Origin of the sequence: Bacillus cereus group sp. BfR-BA-01381, assembly GCF_022663555.1 — a bacterium.
GTDB classification, from domain to species: Bacteria; Bacillota; Bacilli; order Bacillales; family Bacillaceae_G; genus Bacillus_A; species Bacillus_A pacificus.
The window spans coordinates 1-16946 of record NZ_JAKUFR010000093.1; the positions used below are offsets into that span (position 1 = coordinate 1).

The window sequence follows — 16946 nt, forward strand, 5'->3', positions numbered from 1 at the left end:
CTGGAAGCACCGGACCCACCGGCATCACTGGAAGTACTGGACCCACTGGATCCGCTGGTAGTGCTTCAGCAAAAAGTATTGTGTTTCAAGGAACAAATGCTGGTTTTCAACGTATAGCGGGATCTCCTGGAATTGACTCCAATGTTATTCCGTATGTCACTGCTGGGACCGGTAGCATAGTTGGCTTTGCTGCGTCTATAAATGTAAATAACTTACCTGCTGCTGTTTATACGATTGATATTTGCAGGAATGTCCCTACAAACCTCACCGCTCCTACTTCCAGTTACATTCTAACTACTATTACTTTAACTACCACAGACAAAATTACCGGAACTATAGTATTTTCCATTAAACCGACGGATACTGGATCGGGACAAATTCAAGTATTTAATCCTACTCCCGCAGTAGGTCCCGCTACTGTAACTTGGACTAGCATTACAACTGGAAATCCCGTTTCAAGAGGGGATGCTATATCCCTTTATATTAACCCTGGAATTACTGCCAGTGCTGTATATTCTATTTTCCTAATCACTGATCTATAAACTCACACTTAAAACCATTTATTCCACAAAAAAGACCCGAGATTCGGGTTAACAAATAACAGACAAGTTCATTATATACTTTCACTGCAAAATAACCATATTTCGGATTTTATTTTCCATATACTGCACTAATAGTGTTAACAATTTTGAATTTTCATTCAAAAAAAAAGGGAGTTCACTCTCAAATAAGTGATCTCCCTTTTTAAAATAACTTTTCATGATATCGGCAATACAACCTTCACCGTCGTTCCCACCCCAACTTCACTTTCAAAACTCATTTTACCGTTGTGATCTTTAATAATTTTTTCTGTAACTACTAAGCCTAAACCTGTTCCCGTTTCTTTCGTTGTATAAAAGGCTTCATTTAGCTTCGGGATTTTGTCTTTTGGAATGCCGCAGCCTTCATCCTTAACTTGAACAATGATTGCATCTTCTACAGTCACTTTAATCGTAATCGTTCCGCCAACTGACATTGCTTCAATCGCATTTTTAATTAAATTAAAAAATACTTGTTTTAATCGTTTTTCATCGCATGTAATCGATGGTATGTCTTTACTATAAATACCTTGTATGTGCACACCTTGATTTAAAGCAGGCTTCCCCATAACTCGAATAACATAAGCGATAATTTCTTCTATATTATGAACTTCTGATTCTATTGATTTAGATTTCTCAAATCCACTAAGTTCTGTAGCGATTGTATGAATTCGTTCTACTTCTTGTTTCATAATATCACTATATATTTTATCCTCTGGATATTTAATCGCTTGCTTATTCACAAATTTATCTAAATTGGTTAAAGGTCTTTTAATTTTGGAACCAATAACTGTAGCCATTTTCCCAACAGTTGCTAATTTTTCTGTTTGTTGTATTTCTTTATTCATCATCTCAAGCGTACGAACGTAAGATTGGAACCTTAAAAACATAATCCAACATATGATAGTAAATACGCTATATAATGCCATCGGGATTAAAACGAGTGATGAGTGAATCATGATTCCTATAAGAGCATATTTTCCAACAAGTATGCTCGGAACTAACCAAAAATATCTTTTATTCACAAAGAGTGGGGCAAATAAAATAAAAAATCCTTCTACTATATTCCCACCATCAAACTCAGCATCACTACCGTAGTAAATCATAATATTATGGATAAAATCTAATAGATTATATCCAATTAGAATAATATACTTTACTGCAAATGGATTTTCCCATTTCATAAAGTATATTCCGATGCAAAATAAAACCACCATCAGAAAATAAAGCCATAACCCTAAACCATCTTCAAATTGTCCTACTCCTTCTTGCTCTCCTCCTATTAAAGGTACAATAAATTCGTAGGCAAGATCGTATACAAAAAATATAATGAAAAATAAACTTAAATATATTTTCAGCGCCTTCATTTCTTCATTTTTAAATATATCGTCTTTATTCATATGGTAACCCCTAGCTTTTCTCCCACTTGTACTTCATTATTTCCACACTTTTTTGGAAGAATAATATCTATTCTCGTTCCCTTATCTCTTTCACTTGAAATATGTAACGTACCAAGGTGTTCGTTGACAATTCGATCTGCTACCGTAAGTCCCAAACCAATTTTATCTTGTTTTGTTGTATAAAAAGCTTCTGTAACACGAGCCAAATTTTCTTTCTTAATACCGTAACCATTATCGATTACACTTAATATTACATAATCTTGTCCTTTATTTTCTAATCGCAACTCTAATGTGCCACCTTGCTCCATTGCCTCCAGAGCATTTTTTATGACATATAGAAAGACTCCTCTTATTTTCCGCTCATCACATCCAACTTCTATTATCTTTTCTTCGATATTAGAAATAAGCTGAACACTAGATTCATTCATTTTTTCTCGAAGAATTGCTACTGCTTGTAATGCAATTTCACCTATATTATGTTTTTTATAAATAGAGGGCTTACATGTAGCAACTTCCATCAATTCACTTATCATATTATTCATATTTTCTATTTCAAAAATCATCTGTTTATAAATAGGGTCCTCTTCATGCTTCTCTCGTTGTAATTGCGTAAACCCTTTTAATGAAGCAAGTGGATTTTTAATTTCATGTCCCACTGTCGCTGCCATCTTTCCGATTACTGCTAATTTTTGTGATTCACTAGCAATCTTAATACTTTCCTTTACCGCTGAAAGGTATTGTATAAATCGATTTAAAATGATGTATGCCGCTATTAATATGAGTGTATACATAATGAGGTACATAAATCCTTTTACTTCCTTTAATACAAATAAGTAAATTACATATTTCCCTACAATAGTTGAAAGTACAAACACAAAATATTTTTTATTTAAAAATATAGGTACAAAGAAGATGAAAATAATTTCTATTATATTTCCCCCATCAAATGCCGCCTCATTATAAAGCATATACGAAAGTATGTTAGCAATTTCTATTCCTATGTATGCAAATACACATGCATATTTCACAAAATTCACTTTCTCTTTTTTTATTAAATATACATTCACACCGAGTATTGCAGTTCCGCAAATAACTTGCCATAGTATGCTATGTCCCTTGTCTGTTAGTGATTTATCTTCTAATACGATTGCATAGAAAATTTGGTATGAAACAACAATAACGTATAGCACCCACAAAAAGATTTTGGCATTCCTTTCTTCTTCTTTATATGATAGAAAACTTTCTTTCACTTCAACACCCCTTCAACATAATATCTCGAAGAATACCATTTATTATAATAAATGATTTTCTTATACAAACAAAGATAAATCGAACATTTTAGGAAAATCATCCCAACGTTTTGATACTTTCAGACGATATGTAATCATAAAAATTATAAACAATAATACGTATATTATGTGGGAGAGATTTTATATAAATGGTAAAAAATGAAGGAAAGCTTTGTGTCTTAATAGAACGGAATCCTACGCTCCTGGCGTATGAATAGGAGGCTCATTCATGTTTGTTACCGTCGAGAAAGATGTACATATTTTTGTGCAAGATGTTAATCCCGGTCCCGGTAGTAAAACCGTGTTCTTCGTTCACGGTTGGCCTTTAAATCATCAAATGTACCAATATCAGCTCAACGTATTACCACAGCACGGTTTTCGCTGCATAGCTATGGATATACGCGGAAATGGGCAATCTGATAAACCATGGACTGGTTACACATACGATCGTTTAGCAGACGATATCGCCATCGTTTTAGAAGCACTTCAAGTCGAAAATGCTACATTAGTCGGTTTCTCAGTAGGCGGTGCCCTTTCTATTCGGTACATGTCTCGCTATAATGGTCAGCGTATTTCTAAACTTGTATTAGTCGATGCCGTTTCCCCCTCTTTCGTTAAAAATCAAGAATCTCCCTATGGTGTCCCAAAAGAACAAGCAGATACTCTCATTAATCAAATGTATGCCAATCTCCCTAAATTTTTAAATGATGTATCTTTATCATTTTTTAATAGAAACTTAGGATCCGCTACGTTAGAATGGTTTTCTTATCTCGGTATGCAGTCTGCTTCCTATGCCCTCATCAAAATATTGCAAGCAGCTGCAAATGAAGATGTAACGAAAGATTTAAGTAAAATTAACGTGCCAACAAAAATATTCCACGGTATTCACGATCAACTTATCCCATACAAAAGCGCTGAACTTACGCAAAAGCGGATTAAAAATTCTCAGTTACATCCTCTCACAAATAGTGGTCACGGCTCCCCAATCGACCAAGCGGATGAATTAAACGAAGAACTTATAAAGTTTTTGCATTCATAAAAACCTATGCCAAATCGTATCGATAGGAACATAGTTTTCAAAAACGTTAAAATTCACACATTTCTCACAAATTAACTGATAAAACGATTATATTTTCATTTATACTAAATGTACAGGTAATACTCCCTAAACCCAGCTTGTCTGGTTACCCCGTTAAATACTATAAAAAAGAACTTGTATCGTTATACAAGTTCTTTTTGTTTCTTTTATCCCGCTTTAACGGGCAGTAAGACCCCCACTGATTAAAGTTTCACTTTATTTAAAGAGGATATCTTTACTATATTGATTTCCGACGAGTAAATCATATTGGAGCATTTTATATTGCTCTAACATTTCTTTTTGTTTCTTTGTTAAATCATTGATTACTTCTCCATTTTTATCAACTTTTAATTCATCTCTAAGCACCGGTATTTCCTTGTAAAATTCCGATAAAAATTGATAAAATAAAGATTTATTTAATCCTGCATAATCAAAAATAAGATTAGAAAAATAAATTGGACTTACTACACCTAAATTATCATTTGGCATATCAAAGTTTGCGTACATTAATAGCGGCGTTTGCGCCATCGCTAAACGTTCACTCGGTGTTTTTTCATTCGTTATATACCCATTTTCTTTATAAAAAGATTTATTTGTTCCTAATGATGGAAGATGATCTCCAAAGAATACTAATAATGTAGGTCTATCTAAATTATCTAGTTTTTCTATTAAATATTGAAGGGCCTCATCTGAACGTCTTAACCCTTCTGTATACGTCTCTAATTCTCCCTTTGATTCTTCATTTTCTAGCCCGCTAATTTCTATTAGGTTTTCACCAAATCGGCCCTCTGTAAATGGAAAATGATTTTGCATCGTAACTGCATGAATAAATGTAGGTTGTTTTTGCTTCTCTAACTCAGCAATTATCTCTTTACTCATCGCTAAATCACTAATATAATCTCCATCAATATCTACATTTTCCATCGTATCAGCTGCATTAAACTTATCAAATCCTAACACCTTATATACATCATCACGTTTAAAGAATGTGCGACCAAATGAATGAATTGCACTTGTGTAATACCCTTCTTTTTTCAACGCCGTAGGGATTGATGGAATTTCTTTCTTATTTGTAATAACCTGCTGATATGGTATAGAACCTGGCTTTAACAAACTCATTGAATAACTCGTTAATGCCTCAAATTCAACGTTCGCCGTATTTCCCCCAAATGTAGGAGAAATAGTTTGTCCACCAGGAAAGTTTTCTATATAATGATGCAAATTTGGTACAGGATCTTCACTAAAAGAAAGATTAGTTACTTTCGTCGGATCCCAAAACGATTCACTCATCACAAAAATAATATTCGGTTGCTCTTTTTTCTTTTGACTCCCTATATTTCCACTATATTGTTTTTTTATATCGTTTGCTATTTGAAGCATATTTTCTTTAGAATAATTTTTTGGCTTTTCCATAACTGTTGTATCTAAATTGCTAATAAACCCAAGTACAAAACCATTTGAAGCATAGTTCTCATTTTGATCCCACAAAACAAAATCTACACCTGATTTTTGAAATACTTTATTCATAAATGTGTTCGCAAAATTACCGTACGCATATAGAACAAAAATAGATCCTACTACTAATAAAACTCTTATTCCTAGATGAGTCTTTACATTTTGAATATACCTTCTCATATATATCCCTGCTACAATACAAGCCACGATACTTAAGATAATGACAAAAATATAACTCCAGCTAAAATAGTCCATCACCATCGGTATAACAGATTGCATATGCATAATTTGTGTGAAATCAGAAGGATACAGCGGATCACCTCTAAAAATAAGCTTTAAATAATTCACAATACCTAAAATGACTAACGTACAGCTCGTTAAAATCATACTTAGAAAAACCTTGCCTATTAAATTATAAACAAGAATGTATATTGCATAAATTGCTACAAAACTTAATATAAACTGCATATTATACAAGTAAATCCAATTCATTGCCTCTATGAAACTCATATTAGCTTGCATGACAATATAAAATAACGCTACTGTATGAGCTAGTAAAAATAATATAAAATGTACCCGTAGGGATGCCCTAAGTATAGACATCTCTTTTTTATTAAAATGTGAAATATAAAATGTTATGCCCCATATGAAAATCATCATAACAATTAAAACAAGATTTTGATTTAAATGAGCTTTCATTATGTCTAAATTAAAAACCTTTAAAATCATAAACAGCATAGTTATTACTAATAAAGTCACCATACTACTTATAATGCTAGAAATTAATATATTTCTTTTTGGAAGATCAAAAAGTGTAGAACCATACTTCAATTCATTCCCTCGTTTCTATGTCTTAATTTCCCCCGCATCGAAAGAACTACTTCTATTAAAATAACATATATGACATATTTCGTCTGCACACTTGCTTCTATCATAAATGTATTGTCTTAATATTCCCTTAATCACCAATTAAATTGTGGCATACAAATTACTCATTCTTGAAAAACTTAATTTCAGCATTCCACTTTATGATATAATAACTATGTTTTGGAAATCCTTAATACTATTAAAGATTTCACATGAAAATACGAAAGAATTAATAAAAAAGGAGTTGCTCATTTTTGCTTACTAAGTTTAAGAGTTTGCCTAAAGCGGTATATGCAATTTTGGCGCTTTCTTTCCTGTTGCACGTTTTTTGTTTAGTAAAACAGCCAGGATTAGATGGAGAGTTAGTCAAAGTAACATATGGTGCAAATGATGCCTTTAACTATTCGTTAACAGCTGAACAACTATTAAAACATGGTGTATTTGGTTATGTGTATTTAGAACCTAGTGAAGTTCCAGGGAAAAATGCATATATTACACCAGGTCAGCCATTACTATTAGCTGGCGCTATGATTATTTCTGATATTACATCAATTCCTTACTATTACGTAGCAACTGTTATTAACATGATTATGAACCTATGCACAGTGCTATTAGTATTCTTAATAGGAAAAGAATTGTTCGAAAAAAACATTTATGGAATTGTTGCAAGTATTTTATATGCTATTTATCCAAGTAACTATACATACTTCCGTACATTGCTAACAGAAGTTCCATCCATATTCTTATTAGCGTTATGTGTATATGTATTTGTTCTCGCATGGAAATACAATAAAGTGAAATTCCATATATGGTTTGGGATTGTCGTTTCAATTTTACTTATGTTCCGTCCAAATCCAGCTCCAATGATGCTCATTCCTGTTCTTGTTGTGTTATTTACATATGGATTTAAAGACTCCATTCGAATCGGATTGTTATGGTTTATCGGACCTTTCTTTATTATTGGTGCATGGGTTGTTCGTAACTATTTAGCACTCAACCAATTTATTTTATTCTCAACCCAAGGTGCTGATCCACTAATTGCCGGTGCTGATCCATTTAATAAAATTGGATATGAAAATATAGTAAATGAAATGAGAGCCAAAGGCTTAGATGACAAAGGGGCATACGCAAAAGAATTAATTAAGAACGGCTTTAAGACGGACTTCACTTATTGGTTCTCTTGGTTCACTGTCGGTAAAACAATTGAATTATTCAAAACAGCTCCTGCTGTAGACCAATACCGTATTCATAACTTTATGCAACTATGTCATAGAGTGTTTATTATCGGTACATTCTTGAGCAGCTTCTGCTTCATGCTAAATTCATTTAAACATAAACGCGTTATGATGCTAGTAGCAAGTTCTATTATTTACATTATCTTCTCAAACTTATTCTTAGCAATTAATCGCTATGGATTTTTCATTAATCCCCTTATGTGCTTAATTCTTGCATACGGATTAATTCACATTGTGCAGAAGCTTCCTTTCTTCCGCACTAACCAAGCATAATAAGAAAGAGGTCGTCCAACGGTGGACGACCTCTTTCTTATTACCCCACACTTTGCACACAGCCAATTTGTCCATTCTGTAATCACACTTTAATTCTGTATGTATGTGTTTCTGTATTTGTCAAAATATCTTTCACAATACTACTCACTATTTTACTTATAACTGCAAGTTTTTTACAACTATTACTATAACAAAAGAACCAGCCCTCACCAATCGGACTTTTATGGGCAGCCCGACCCCCATCTAACTTCTTTGTTTTCGCTGCATTTTGAGGTGGGGGTCTTACTGCCCGTTAAAGTGGGATAAAAGAGAAAATCATTAGCATGTGTATTATATAAAAGGAAACAGCCATATTTTCCATACGATACATACGAGTACAATAACTACAAAATCAAAAAAATCTAATCTCGGTCCTTTTTTCATATTCATCTCTAGCCATAAATGAAGCCATTTTATTTTTGTGTATTTTTGGATGTTTTTCTTTGCAAATCGGTAAATGAGCACTTGCATAATAAAAAACCCGACTACAAAAATAAACAAGAAAATAAGAAAATCGACCACAAAATTCCTCCTTATTTTTGCAGCGATTTTTCTACGATATGATTTTTCAAAACCCACTCTTCAAATTGAGCACTTCCAAATTCCCAACTAAGATCACGAGCATGTACAGAAAAAACGTAATAACCAGCATATTCGTCCATAAATTTCCCCGTCTCGATCCCATCTTTCTGAAGACCGTATGCTCCAAAATTAAAATATACATCCCACACGTCTTCATTCTTCCGCTTATAAGCAATCGATTCCATATCGCATTCTGTTCCGAAATAATCAAGATGTAAATGTACGCTATCATCATATTCGTACTCCATTTTATCACCCCTTATATTTGTACTTCTTTATCCCCCAAAAAATTCCTGCTATCTACACTCACATATGGGCACTTACCTACATATCATGCTTGTAGAATGACTTCTAGGAGGTGTTATATAGTGAAAAAATTATTAGCTGTTTTTTGTATCATGTTACTAGCTGTCTTCACATTTGCTGCTTGCAGTAGTAAAAAAGAAAATACGAAAGAACAAACTCAAAATGTTCGAGTCGGCGAAGTTACCCATTCTCTCTTCTATGCCCCGTTATATGTCGGGATTGAAAAAGGATTTTTTAAAGATGAAGGATTACATGTTGACCTCCAAACAACAGCTGGTGGAGATAAAACGATGACCGCCCTATTATCTGGCGGGATTGATATTGCTCTCGTCGGTTCTGAAACATCTATTTACGTTCATCAACAAGGCGCAAAGGACCCAGTCATTAACTTCGCACAACTTACACAAACAGATGGAACATTTTTAGTTTCGCGTAAAAAATTAGACTCTTTTAATTGGAATGACGTAAAAGGTGTTACGTTTTTAGGACAGCGTAAAGGCGGCATGCCACAAATGGTTGGAGAATACGTTTTAAAGAAAAATGGCATTGATCCTCACCAAGATACAAATTTAATCCAAAACATCGAATTCGCTAACATTGCAAATGCCTTTGCATCTGGTACTGGAGAATTTGTACAGCTCTTTGAACCGACTGCAAGTATATTTGAAAAAGAAGGTAAAGGTTATATCGTCGCTTCGTTTGGAAATGAATCTGGTACTGTTCCGTATACAACGTTCATGGCAAAAGAAAGTTTCTTAAAGAAAGATAAAGCTGCTGCTGAAAAATTCACACGGGCGCTCTATAAAGCACAACAATGGGTTGATACTCATAGCCCAGAAGAAATTGCTGATGCCGTTTCTCCGTTATTTAAAGACACTTCAAAAGACATTACAGTAAAAGTAATTGAACGGTATAAAAAGCAACACTCTTATGCGACAAATCCGCTATTAGATGCTGAAGAATGGAAACAGCTCCAAGCGATTATGAAAGACGCTGGCGAATTACAAAAAGAAGTTCCACATGAAGCGCTCGTCAATACGAAAATTGCCGAAAGCGTTATTAAGAAATAGAGGCGAAGTGTATGAGTTTTTTACAAATACGTAACGTTTCTCACTGCTTTTTCGCAAAAGAGAATGCCAAATTGATTCTCGAAGATATGAGCTTACAAGTGGAAGAAGGCGAATTCATTTCGATACTCGGCCCAAGTGGTTGTGGCAAAACGACACTCCTGTCCATTATTGCCGGGCTTCTTGATCCAATTGAAGGTATCGTCTTTTTAGATGGTGAGCCCATTACAACGAAAACTTCATCTATGGGATATATGTTACAGCAAGACTACTTGTTTCCTTGGAAGACAATTGAAGAAAATATTATGCTTGGACTTCATATACGAAAAATTTACGATGAACAGACGAAAGAACATACTTTACAGCTTTTAAAGCAAGTCGGTCTACATGATGTAGAGCAGCAATATCCTCGTGAACTATCCGGTGGTATGCGTCAACGTGCCGCCCTCGTTCGAACGTTAGCGACCGACCCAAAAATTTTATTGCTAGATGAACCTTTTTCGGCGCTCGATTATCAAACGAAATTGAAACTAGAAGATCTCGTTTTCAGCTTACTACACAAATATAAGAAAACTTCAGTACTCGTGACACATGATATTGAAGAAGCCATTGCGATGAGTGATCGTATTTATTTACTGCAAGCGAATCCTGGAAAAATTGCAAAAACATTTATCGTCCCAGAAAGCATCCGTTCCCTATCACCGTTAGAATCACGCCACCACCATGACTTCCCATCCCTCTTCCAAAATATATGGAAGGAGCTGGAGCGTCTTGGATAATATAAAACAACTACATGAACAGTTTCGAAAAAAAGAACGCAGGCGCGCATGGTTAGCACGCTCTTTGCAGCTTTTACTACTCATTCTTTTCTTTGCACTATGGGAGATAGCTAGCAAAAAAGAATGGATTGATCCTTTACTCTTTAGCTCTCCTTCAAGCATTTGGGAGCTCTTCCTTAGTAAATGGATGGACGGTTCGCTTTGGGTTCACATATGGACGACATTACTTGAAACGGGATTAGGCTTCATTCTTGGAACAGTGCTCGGAGCTATTATCGCTACTTTCCTTTGGTGGCTACCACTTCTCGCCCGCGTACTCGATCCATATCTCGTCGTCCTAAACGCCATGCCAAAAGTAGCACTTGGTCCGATTATCATTGTAATCTTCGGTCCAAATATTTCTTCGTCAATTGCAATGGGAGTAATCATTTCCATCATCATTACCATTCTCGTTATTTACAGCGCATTTCAAGAAGTCGATTCTAACTATATAAAAGTGATGGACACATTTGGCGCAAATAAATGGCAATGTTATAAACAAGTCGTTCTCCCTGCATCTTTCCCAGCCATTATTTCAACGTTAAAAGTGAACGTTGGATTATCATGGGTCGGTGTTATATTCGGCGAACTTCTCGTCTCTAAACAAGGCCTTGGCTACTTAATTAGCTACGGATTCCAAGTATTTAATTTCACACTTGTCTTACTGAGCGTACTACTCACGTGCGTCCTCGCAACACTTATGTATGTGTTTGTTGAGGCATTTGAAAAACTTCTAATTGGGAAACGAAAAAGAAGCTGACTTAGAGCGATAGACTATAGTCAGCTTCTTTCTTTTACTTTTTATCACACATCTTTGTTTCATTTTTAACATTTCCATCCGCAACCGTAACTGTATGGAAACAATCTTTCACACGTACTGTAACGACATTATCTTTTCGATCTATCACATGATAATCATTAAACTTTTTATCCAATGCACTACGAATTTGCTCCCCTTCAAAAATCGGAAAACCGTGAGACATTACCCAAATGAGACCAGCGACAGCAAGAATCGTTTTCATACGTTTCATTACCTCCTCGAGAGTAAACTTATAGTCCCTATAACACGCGCATTATAATTGTGTCTAAATTGTGACATTTTTATACTAATTCTATTTTATAGTGATAGTTCCTTCTTCTTTTTGTTAAAAATACAGAATTTTCAATTTTATAAACCTAAAAAACGTAAAGAACTACAATTCTTTACGTTTTCTTAGCTAACATATATAACTCGCATTAGTTACCACTTTGTTGTTCTATCGTTTTCGAAACATCATATAATCCTGCCAACACTTCCGCTCTCATTTTTACAAGCTCAGGGAATTGATAGAAAAAGGCGATTTTTTTATACTTTAACTCCGATCCTTCTTTCACCTTTTTGGAATCTTGTAAAATAAATGCTGTAAACGTATCTGCAATATCTTCCGCTACATTTGTCGTTCCATACTGTGATACAAACTCATCATGCTTTTCTTTAAAAAATGCAATTTGCGTTTCTTCACTTTCTTCTACTTTCTTTTCTGTCCACTCCTGCTCAATAGGCTTCCAGAAAGAATTATAAAATTGATTAATATAAGAGTTTTCCTTCGCACATCCCTCTTGTAAGAAAAGAGTTCCACATTTACTTCGGTACGTCGAAATATCTTTATTCTCTTCAAAATCCTTTACATAGTTTTCATCTACTGGTATTTGCTTATGCCCGAGCGTTAACACGTGAGCCGTCTCATGAATTAATGTTTTCATCACTTCATCAATATTTACCGCAGAATCAAGCGTATCTAAGCTAAGAGTCCAGTCTTTCGGATTCTCTATACTAGGCATAACGTGAGCAACAACACCGTCATAACCATCCGTTATTAGATCAAATTCCGTTATATTCCCGCGATATTTTGCTGGAATGAGCGTGCGATACATATCCCATAAATCTTCATGATACCCTCTATCTTGACGTTGTTGTAGCACCTCTTCTTTCGCTTCTTTATCATTAGCAAATACTTTATTTAAACGTTTCCGTTCTATTTTTTCAAAATAAGGATCTACAATTTCATCACCATCAATATAATAAGAAGCTAAAAAGAAGTAATTTTCATCATCATCTTCTTTTTTCTGCTCTGCCTTTTTCATATCTGCACTTTCATGCTCTTCTATTTCATAATCTTCTACTGCTTCAAGCTCAGATAATCCATCTATTTTTTCATATACCTTTTGAAGTTTCTTATCTCCTATTTCCACGCATTCTTTTTCTGTTTTACAAACTTCTTTTTCTTTCACACTCTTCATAGAACTCTCGCACCCTGCTAGTAAGCCGATTGCAACGATAACCCCTACTAACTTGCCATACAGTCTCTTCATACATTCCTCCATTAATACATTCTACAAAAATATCATAATCATTTTTTAACGAATATGCGATAATAAATTATAAAAATTGTAAGGAGGTTTCCTATGATTCGGGCAGTCCTATTCGACTTAGATGGAACACTATTAGATCGTCGTCAATCTTTAGAACAATTTATTCATGATCAATATAATCGTTTTACCTCTCATTTAATGAACATAGAAAAATCCGAGTATTGTTCTCGATTTCTCGAACTAGATAATAATGGATACACGTGGAAGGATAAAGTATATGCTACTCTCCTTTCCAAATACAACATTACTACTTTAACACCAGAGCAACTGCTGCACGACTACATTACTAACTTCCAACATCATTGTATCCCTTTCCAAAACATGCATGAATTACTTCAACGTTTAACACAACAAAATATTAAAATTGGGATTATCACAAATGGCTTTACTGACTTTCAAATGAACAATCTTCGCGCACTAAACATACATACGTATACAAATACAATTCTCGTTTCAGAAGCGGAAGGAATAAAAAAACCACATCCTGAAATTTTCGAACGAGCTTTAAAAAAGCTAGATGTGAAGGCAGAAGAATGTCTTTACGTTGGGGATCATCCTGAAAATGATATACTGGGTTCTGAACAAGTAGGGATTCTTGGTGTTTGGAAAAGAGATTCATTTTGGGGTGATTTTGAGCATTCGCGTGTGGTGGATGATTTGTTGGAGGTACTTTCGTTTTTAGAGATAGAGGCAAAAACAAGACAATAGTAAAAGGAGGCTTCGTTTCCCGGACGCCTCCTCTTCCTTTATGACTCATATACTGTAAACTGCGGTTTACTCGGATGATCCTTAACTTGCGCATCATCTGGAAACTTTGAAACTTTTTGATATAAGGCAATGTCACCGATACAACTCGCTGTTAGTAAAATTCCTAAAAATGAGAGTGGCTCCAGATTCATAACTAATCCCAATACAATTGGCAAAATTCCAGTCGGTAGAAACGGTAACATTAACACTTTCTTCATTTGCTTTACTGTAATTTCTTTTTTAGAATGAGCGTATGCTACACCTAATTTCCAATTGACGCCCCATGTTAGTTCACTCCACGGAACACCTCCGATATAACGAAATCCAATTAAATGTATTGCCTCATGAATACAAACGAAAACAATCATTCCAATAATCAAAAGGAACATAGCGGGCAATGTAAAGTCAAATTGAACCCCGCCTGAAAGAAATATATGCAAATAACCAATTCCAAACGCCAACGCAAATATTATAAGTAATGAATAAATATTTAACTTAACCATCGAAACAGTAACAGTCGTTTCTTTCCTTTTATCCATCTTCCCCCTCCTAAAATGTAAATATATCTTTACAAAATTGTATAATATAACCAAAATTATGTAAAGATATATTTACATTTAATCTTACACACAAAAAAAGAAACCGGCTACTTTACTTCGTAAAACAGCCGATTTCTTCTATATGTTTCATCGTACGCGCCAATACATCGTCGCGCATTATAAAGCTAAATTTTCTATCCGTTTTAATGTTGTCAGGAATGTCTGTTAATAAAACAGATCCTTTCGTTTCTTCGTAATGCGTATGTTCTTCTACCGCACTAATTGTTGCAAAATAAATGTTTTTAATGATTATTTTGTCTTTTCCAGATACTTTATATTGTCCTAAGTAAGTTAAATCAGAAACTATGCCGCCGGTTTCTTCATGAACCTCTCGAACTGCCGCTTCTTCCGGTGTTTCCCCTAGTTCTACTTTTCCACCTGGAAATTCAAGACCGCGACGTAAATGATGCGTTAATAACCATTGATCCCCGTACCGGCATACAACCCAAACATGCTTTGGCTCAGGAGAAAATGGATAACGTTCAAACGATAATTGTACAGTGTTGTGGTAATAATCTTTAAATTTGTACATGCCATTACTCCCCTATTGATGGTTACAAGTTTTTCCTACCACAAATTGTAGCATATTCTCGCTTTTCTGCATAATATTATCCAATTATAATCCATTGATTATTCCCATTTGCGCGACTAATTCTTTCGTCTCATGATTTCCTAAATCGTAAATCATTTTATATGCTTTTTGTAGTTGTTCATCATATCGGTCATTATTTGAATCATGATGATACTCAACAAATGGAACGTGGGAGCGTACAAATGAACCTAAATCCTCGACATACGCTTGATCAAAGTACTCTCTTAACTCCGTAATTTCCTCATCATTCGCGGAAATCTCAAAATTATACGTATCCGCTGTCTTCACTTGTGAAATTTGACCGTTTGCTATTGATATATAATATGTTTTTTTCTGCTCCATGTAACACCCTTCTTTCATCCTTTTTATTTCTATTGTTTTCATCAATTACAAAATTATGTAAAATAAAGAAAAGGAGGGATTCCATGTTTAAAATATTAATTATCGGTATTATAATCGTCCTAGTCATATTAGTACTCTCCGTCATGACGATTAATAAAGGCTACGCTTATAAACATTCCGTCGATAAACTAGAAGATAATCCTTATACAAAAAATAATAAGGAGAATTCATAATATGTTTCGTATACTTCGCATTGGAATCGCGCTCACTGTAATTATTATGTCAGCAATCGGACTCTATACGGGGCAAAATACCTTTCTCCCCCTTTCACAATTTCTATTAGGAGCTTTAATGCTTCTCATTGCTATTGAACAAATAAAGAAAAAGGATTCCGGAACAGGATTTATTTGTATTGGTGCTGGAGTTTTCACCTGGATCGTTCTCATCATTAGCCATATAAAATAGTAGGGGGAATGTACATGTTAAAAGGATTACGGATTACTTTTGCACTCATTGCATTATGTATAGTAATCTATGGATATTTTACTGGTAATAGAGAAATAATGCCTTACATGTTCATTTTCTTGGGATTGATGGCTTTCACTATAGGACTAGGAGAAATAAAACAAGATAGAAAATCTAGTGGTATATTTGCTTTTCTCGCTGGATCTGGTGCTTTATTTCTTAGCTTCTCAGAAATATTTCGGTAAATAATCTATTTAAGGGGACATTACATGCTAATTGGTTTACGGATTGTTTTAGGGCTTCTCACGCTTCTCATACTCTCTCTTTGCACTTATATCCAGATTACCGATCATTTCTCACTTCTCCCATACGTACAATTTATTCTCAGTTGTTTCTTTATTCTTGTCGGAATTAACGAATTTATATCCGGACGAAAACCCATGAGCATTCCTTTTTTTTTCGTGTCTATTCTTACGCTCTTCGTTCTCATATCAAACTACCTTCGCTACGTATAGAATGAAATCTTGAGCAATTTCGCATTTACAAGCAAGTAATAAAATAGGGATGATTTTTTTGTCAGTTTTTGTCGGTAAGTCGATATTCCATGTCGAAACGTCGATATATAAAAAAAATCGTTGATATATTTCAAGTTGTGTTCGATATATTAAAAAAATCGTCGATATAATTTTATTTATTATCATGACACAAAAAAACTGCCCTTTTACAGGCAGTTTTTCTTTATCCAAATACTTTCTCAAGTTCATCTTTATCTTGGCTTAACCAGAAGTTCATTAAGCGTTTT

19 protein-coding genes and 3 pseudogenes are annotated in these 16946 nt (G+C 34.5%); 10 read left to right on the forward strand and 12 right to left on the reverse strand.

The window, feature by feature from the left end; genetic code table 11:
* Positions 1–542: pseudogene (locus MR079_RS23465) on the forward strand (collagen-like protein); the annotation flags it as partial.
* A 215-nt stretch (positions 543–757) separates the two neighbouring features.
* On the opposite strand, the gene MR079_RS23470 reads toward MR079_RS23465, so the two are convergent.
* Both MR079_RS23470 and MR079_RS23475 read right to left on the reverse strand, forming a co-directional pair.
* Positions 758–1978, reverse strand: a complete 1221-nt coding sequence (locus MR079_RS23470; protein ID WP_242294736.1) for an ATP-binding protein — start codon at positions 1976–1978, stop codon at positions 758–760.
* A complete protein-coding gene (locus MR079_RS23475; protein ID WP_242294737.1) occupies positions 1975–3228 on the reverse strand; it encodes an ATP-binding protein in 1254 nt (417 codons plus the stop codon). The genes MR079_RS23470 and MR079_RS23475 overlap by 4 nt, the downstream gene beginning before the upstream one ends.
* Positions 3229–3496: 268 nt before the next feature.
* Between MR079_RS23475 and MR079_RS23480 the strand changes: the two genes are divergently transcribed.
* On the forward strand, positions 3497–4306 hold the full coding sequence (locus MR079_RS23480) for an alpha/beta fold hydrolase (protein WP_044793588.1): 810 nt from the start codon (positions 3497–3499) through the stop codon (positions 4304–4306).
* A 255-nt stretch (positions 4307–4561) separates the two neighbouring features.
* Here MR079_RS23480 and MR079_RS23485 read toward each other — a convergent pair whose 3' ends face one another.
* On the reverse strand, positions 4562–6631 hold the full coding sequence (locus tag MR079_RS23485) for an LTA synthase family protein (protein ID WP_242294739.1): 2070 nt from the start codon (positions 6629–6631) through the stop codon (positions 4562–4564).
* A gap of 290 nt (positions 6632–6921) precedes the next feature.
* Between MR079_RS23485 and MR079_RS23490 the strand changes: the two genes are divergently transcribed.
* Positions 6922–8175 (forward strand): glycosyltransferase family 39 protein, encoded by a 1254-nt coding sequence (locus tag MR079_RS23490; protein WP_000956217.1) that lies wholly within the window; start codon positions 6922–6924, stop codon positions 8173–8175.
* Positions 8176–8257: 82 nt separating this feature from the next.
* Here MR079_RS23490 and MR079_RS29595 read toward each other — a convergent pair.
* The 3 genes and pseudogenes from MR079_RS29595 to MR079_RS23500 all read right to left on the reverse strand — a co-directional run.
* Positions 8258–8332, reverse strand: a pseudogene (locus MR079_RS29595) (YwbE family protein); the annotation flags it as partial.
* Between the two features lie 173 nt (positions 8333–8505).
* Positions 8506–8736, reverse strand: a complete 231-nt coding sequence (locus MR079_RS23495) for a hypothetical protein (RefSeq protein WP_000227423.1) — start codon at positions 8734–8736, stop codon at positions 8506–8508.
* 11 nt (positions 8737–8747) lie between these two features.
* Positions 8748–9044, reverse strand: coding sequence for a DUF3986 family protein (locus MR079_RS23500; protein WP_000455572.1), 297 nt, complete (start codon positions 9042–9044; stop codon positions 8748–8750).
* A 120-nt stretch (positions 9045–9164) separates the two neighbouring features.
* On the opposite strand from MR079_RS23500, the gene MR079_RS23505 reads away from it, so the two are divergent.
* Genes MR079_RS23505 through MR079_RS23515 form a run of 3 tightly spaced genes read left to right on the forward strand, consistent with a single transcriptional unit; the run spans position 9165 to position 11747 of the window.
* Complete coding sequence (locus MR079_RS23505) at positions 9165–10172, forward strand: ABC transporter substrate-binding protein (protein WP_242294740.1); 1008 nt, start codon at positions 9165–9167, stop codon at positions 10170–10172.
* An 11-nt stretch (positions 10173–10183) separates the two neighbouring features.
* Positions 10184–10948 (forward strand): ABC transporter ATP-binding protein, encoded by a 765-nt coding sequence (locus tag MR079_RS23510; RefSeq protein WP_242294741.1) that lies wholly within the window; start codon positions 10184–10186, stop codon positions 10946–10948.
* On the forward strand, positions 10941–11747 hold the full coding sequence (locus tag MR079_RS23515) for an ABC transporter permease (protein ID WP_139869578.1): 807 nt from the start codon (positions 10941–10943) through the stop codon (positions 11745–11747). The genes MR079_RS23510 and MR079_RS23515 overlap by 8 nt, the downstream gene beginning before the upstream one ends.
* A gap of 34 nt (positions 11748–11781) precedes the next feature.
* On the opposite strand, the gene MR079_RS23520 is transcribed toward MR079_RS23515, so the two are convergent.
* Together MR079_RS23520 and MR079_RS23525 are read right to left on the reverse strand one after the other, a co-directional pair.
* Positions 11782–12009, reverse strand: a complete 228-nt coding sequence (locus tag MR079_RS23520; protein WP_000849109.1) for a hypothetical protein — start codon at positions 12007–12009, stop codon at positions 11782–11784.
* A 214-nt stretch (positions 12010–12223) separates the two neighbouring features.
* Positions 12224–13339, reverse strand: coding sequence for a recombinase family protein (locus MR079_RS23525; RefSeq protein ID WP_242294742.1), 1116 nt, complete (start codon positions 13337–13339; stop codon positions 12224–12226).
* A gap of 93 nt (positions 13340–13432) precedes the next feature.
* Here MR079_RS23525 and MR079_RS23530 point away from each other — a divergent pair, with 93 nt between their 5' ends.
* The gene (locus MR079_RS23530; protein ID WP_242294744.1) at positions 13433–14107 is read left to right on the forward strand and encodes an HAD family hydrolase; all 675 of its coding nucleotides are present in this window, start codon (positions 13433–13435) and stop codon (positions 14105–14107) included.
* Between the two features lie 38 nt (positions 14108–14145).
* On the opposite strand, the gene MR079_RS23535 is transcribed toward MR079_RS23530, so the two are convergent.
* The 3 genes from MR079_RS23535 to MR079_RS23545 form a co-directional block, all read right to left on the reverse strand.
* Positions 14146–14685 (reverse strand): DUF3267 domain-containing protein, encoded by a 540-nt coding sequence (locus tag MR079_RS23535; RefSeq protein WP_242294745.1) that lies wholly within the window; start codon positions 14683–14685, stop codon positions 14146–14148.
* A 112-nt stretch (positions 14686–14797) separates the two neighbouring features.
* On the reverse strand, positions 14798–15277 hold the full coding sequence (gene mutTA / locus MR079_RS23540) for an antimutator 8-oxo-(dGTP/GTP)ase (protein WP_000276386.1): 480 nt from the start codon (positions 15275–15277) through the stop codon (positions 14798–14800).
* An 84-nt stretch (positions 15278–15361) separates the two neighbouring features.
* On the reverse strand, positions 15362–15679 hold the full coding sequence (locus MR079_RS23545) for a hypothetical protein (protein ID WP_000435818.1): 318 nt from the start codon (positions 15677–15679) through the stop codon (positions 15362–15364).
* Positions 15680–15762: 83 nt separating this feature from the next.
* On the opposite strand from MR079_RS23545, the gene ytzI reads away from it, so the two are divergent.
* The 3 genes from ytzI to MR079_RS23560 are packed head-to-tail and all read left to right on the forward strand — an operon-like array spanning position 15763 to position 16389.
* Complete coding sequence (gene ytzI, locus MR079_RS23550; protein ID WP_000472798.1) at positions 15763–15912, forward strand: YtzI protein; 150 nt, start codon at positions 15763–15765, stop codon at positions 15910–15912.
* Position 15913: 1 nt separating this feature from the next.
* Positions 15914–16144, forward strand: a complete 231-nt coding sequence (locus MR079_RS23555; protein ID WP_242294747.1) for a DUF3953 domain-containing protein — start codon at positions 15914–15916, stop codon at positions 16142–16144.
* Positions 16145–16158: 14 nt separating this feature from the next.
* On the forward strand, positions 16159–16389 hold the full coding sequence (locus MR079_RS23560; RefSeq protein WP_000911972.1) for a YczI family protein: 231 nt from the start codon (positions 16159–16161) through the stop codon (positions 16387–16389).
* Between the two features lie 493 nt (positions 16390–16882).
* On the opposite strand, the pseudogene MR079_RS23565 reads toward MR079_RS23560, so the two are convergent.
* A pseudogene (locus tag MR079_RS23565) lies at positions 16883–16946 on the reverse strand (S-ribosylhomocysteine lyase); the annotation flags it as partial.